1 protein-coding gene is annotated in these 449 nt (G+C 59.0%); it reads left to right on the forward strand.

Annotated features, from left to right (window positions below; all coding sequences use genetic code 11):
- On the forward strand, positions 1-446 hold a 446-nt coding region (gene yjjG, locus ER639_RS11940), incomplete at its 5' end, for a pyrimidine 5'-nucleotidase (protein WP_129065971.1).
- Positions 447-449 lie beyond the last annotated feature (3 nt).

Genomic DNA, 449 nt, shown 5'->3' on the forward strand with positions numbered 1-449 from the left:
GTCCTGGGGTGCTGAATGAGGCCTTCCTGAATGCCATGGCAGATATCTGCGCGCCGCTGCCTGGCGCCGTTTCTCTGCTGGATTCGCTGAAAGGGAAGGTGAAGCTTGGGATCATCACCAACGGCTTTACCGCGCTTCAGCAGATCCGCCTTGAACGCACCGGCCTGCGCGATCATTTCGACGCGCTGGTGATCTCCGAAGAGGTGGGCGTGCCGAAGCCGGATCCGCGTATTTTCGATTATGCGCTGGCGCAAGCGGGCAATCCTGACCGCGATCGCGTGCTGATGGTGGGGGATACGGCAGAATCTGATATTCTGGGAGGTATGAGATCGGGCCTGTCGACCGTCTGGCTTAATGCGCATGGCCGCACGCTGCCGGAAGGCATCGAGCCGACCTGGACCGTAACGTCATTGAACGAACTGGAGCAGCTCCTGTGTAAACAATGATTG

The organism is Macrococcus sp. DPC7161 (assembly GCF_004117835.1).
Classification (GTDB): Bacteria; Bacillota; Bacilli; order Staphylococcales; family Staphylococcaceae; genus SDSC01.